Annotated in this window: 4 protein-coding genes and 1 riboswitch; of the genes, 1 reads left to right on the top strand and 3 read right to left on the bottom strand. The window is 34.2% G+C overall.

The genetic code is table 11. From position 1 onward, the window contains the following. From ABYK33_RS15195 to ABYK33_RS15185, 3 genes are all read right to left on the bottom strand, one after another. A partial coding sequence (locus tag ABYK33_RS15195; protein WP_373034162.1) for a peptidoglycan-binding protein occupies window positions 1-745 on the bottom strand: 745 nt, incomplete at its 3' end. Window positions 746-963: 218 nt separating this feature from the next. Further along, window positions 964-1,341, bottom strand: coding sequence for a hypothetical protein (locus ABYK33_RS15190; protein ID WP_373034161.1), 378 nt, complete (start codon window positions 1,339-1,341; stop codon window positions 964-966). A gap of 101 nt (window positions 1,342-1,442) precedes the next feature. Further along, a riboswitch (cyclic di-GMP riboswitch) is annotated at window positions 1,443-1,521 on the bottom strand. A 117-nt stretch (window positions 1,522-1,638) separates the two neighbouring features. Beyond that, window positions 1,639-2,028, bottom strand: a complete 390-nt coding sequence (locus tag ABYK33_RS15185) for a type II secretion system protein (protein WP_373034159.1) — start codon at window positions 2,026-2,028, stop codon at window positions 1,639-1,641. 130 nt (window positions 2,029-2,158) lie between these two features. Here ABYK33_RS15185 and ABYK33_RS15180 point away from each other — a divergent pair, with 130 nt between their 5' ends. Then, window positions 2,159-2,611 carry a hypothetical protein gene (locus ABYK33_RS15180; RefSeq protein ID WP_373034158.1) on the top strand — a complete coding sequence of 151 codons (453 nt, stop codon included), beginning with the start codon at window positions 2,159-2,161 and terminating at the stop codon, window positions 2,609-2,611. Window positions 2,612-2,815 lie beyond the last annotated feature (204 nt).

Raw genomic sequence — 2,815 nt, 5'->3', positions numbered from 1 at the left:
GACTTTTGACTGGTTGCATCTTTATCATTTGTGTAGGAGCTTCCTGTTTGGCTCCCAATCCTTTTAAGGATCCGATCGTATCTTCGATATTCTTATCATTCATCGCTTTTGCAGAACTCACAAGCTGATACTCTTCTTCAAAATCAAGTGATCCACCAGAAGATAAACCTTTAGAAGCTTTATATTGTGCAATGGAATTACGTGTACCACTACCGACTACACCATCGATCTTAGAAAAATAAAAACCGTGTATCTTGAGAGCTGTTTGTATCTTTTTGCCTTTACTTCGTTTATCAGTGTCACTAGATATAAGGTATCTGTCAAACTCAAAAAGTGTGCCTAAAAAGATCAAAGCATCTTTTGCCTCAGGTTTTAGAGAAGCATTATCGCTTATCTCATATGCCTTGTTCATCTCTCTGATTGCTGAGCGTGTCTCAAAAGAGTTAACTTCACCATCGAGCTTTCCACGATAAAAACCTAAACTTGCCAATGCTTTTTGGATCTTCATTTGATCAGTGTTTTGTGGCGCCACATATCTTGTTTGTTGCTTCGCTTGTTTCTGCTGCTGATTTGCTGCAGGTGCAGGCTGTGGTTGATTACTCTTGTAGACTTCATTGGTGATCACTGAACCCACTGCACCTCCGACTAAACCACCTACAAGTCCATCCGCAAAATCTGCATATGCAATATTTCCTACAAGTAATGACCCCATAAGTAAACTGGAAACACTGTTTATTTTTTTCATAAAAATTCTCCTTTGTAATGATAATATTTTTTATAGATCCAAAACTATCATACATTTTAGGATAATAAAGCTTAAGGGCTAAATACACTAATCTTGAATAAGCAAGAGGTAATTTTAGTAGTGATGGAAATAACTTAGAAACCTTGAAACATTGTCATCAAGGAAGTGAATCCCGATAATGACAATAGGGAGGAAAGATCAATTATTTTTTAATTTTACTAAGGAACTAAAGCAGCCCATATCACTCCGGCTGTAATAAATATATACGCACCAATAGACCAAAACTCAATGTGGATACTCCCCTTCTCTATATTAAGGAAACTTTCTATCGACATACCCCCATAGTAATAAAATAAAAAGTAGCTAATAAAAAATCCCACAGTATAGGGAAGACTTACTATACTAAAAAGTAAAGAGAGTTCTGGATTTGCATTTAAAAAATGAGTCAATTTTTTTAAATTGAACTTTTTTTTCTCTTGAGACATAGAAGGCATTACTGCTTCTGTTACCTTCACATCCATCTTTCTTAGCATTGTGGCAGGATTCATTTCCCAGTCTAAGTTTTCTTCTTCTATCGTCTCAGTTCTTGCGTACATAATAATCCCCCATTCTAGGTGTTGAGTTTTTAGGATTAAATAAAATTAATGGATAAACGAGTAGAGTAAAAAGAACGATACATAACACATTTGTATTAGTATTTAGCAACCTGGCGATCTTAATAGTTAAGACCCATGGCTTTCCGTCCCTGTTTCACAACAAGTTTGGCACAATAAATAATATTTAAATACATCTTTGAAAAATCTATTATATTGGATATTGAATTAAATCAATCTTATATAAAATCATTTGGAAAAAGAAAGTAATAATTGTAGAAAAAGGTCAATGATAGACCTTTATCGAGTTACGCTTTCTTTATTAAAAGTGAATCTGGCAATTAGACCTTCTGCCTTTGCTATAGTTTGTACTTCGGTACACCAAGGTTCTATATTTTGGGTATTTGCAATGACATTAACTGTTCCATCTTCCTGAGGCTGATTTATCAAACAGCCATTACCATTATCATAAGTAGCAACACATGCTGGTGATCCCCATGCATCAAAAGCTTTTCTAGCAGCATACTGAGCACCAAGATCTTTAACACAGATAATCATATTAGCAAGTTCTATTGATATCTTTGCATCATTACGCGTAGTAGATAGTTTTGTAATGGCAACTGCAGATATAACTCCGATGACAACAATAACAAATAGTAGTTCTACCATAGTGAACCCAGCTCTTTTCATTTTTATCCCTTAAATTTCTTCTGACGAGAGAAGTATAGAGTAAAATTGTCATAAAAATGTCACACATCGTATATAATTCTCCTCACCTTTTAAAGAGATAGTGTATAATTCAGAAGATGGAGATGACAATATGATAGAAATATTTAAAAAACTATTTGGTAAAAAGCAAAAAGAAGAGTATATTCCTGATCCTCCAGGCAGAACTTTTAAGCGAATATTGACTGGAAGATTTTTTGGTTGTGAGGATCTACATGCAGGTAAGCATCAAGTTGCCAAAGCAAAAAAAGATAAGATAGACCAAATAAAAGAATTGGAACTTATACCCAAGTTTGTAAGATTCTTCTATGATGATACATCAGAAGAAGATAATGATCCTATTTCTGCGCATGTATCCTTCCAAAAAGAAGTATTTGCCGAGAAATGGAATATGATCCATGTAACGGAGATATCATTCACCGTTAACAGTACAGATTTTGATGAATTTGAGAAAATGGCAGGTGTCAGTCTTGCGAAAGACTTCAGAAATCTATCATCTACAACATTCAATGGAAAAGACAGAAGAACAGAGAATAGAGACACATAACATACTAGCGTAAAGGAAAAAGTTAAACATGGAAAGAAAACACTTTCTCTGTCATGAATGCAATAAACCCATAACTCAAAAAAGTGATTTGGCTGTTGTTGGCAATTCATTTCTCACATATCATAATGACTGTTTTAATGCTATCAAACATAAAAATATCTATGCATTCTATTCTGGATACAAAAGTAACGGTTTGTTTCCGTG

It is taken from the genome of Sulfurovum sp., assembly GCF_041562805.1.
In the GTDB taxonomy this organism is placed as follows: Bacteria; Campylobacterota; Campylobacteria; order Campylobacterales; family Sulfurovaceae; genus Sulfurovum.
Note: the sequence above shows the minus strand (reverse complement) of the source record. Positions and strands in the feature narration are given on the sequence as shown.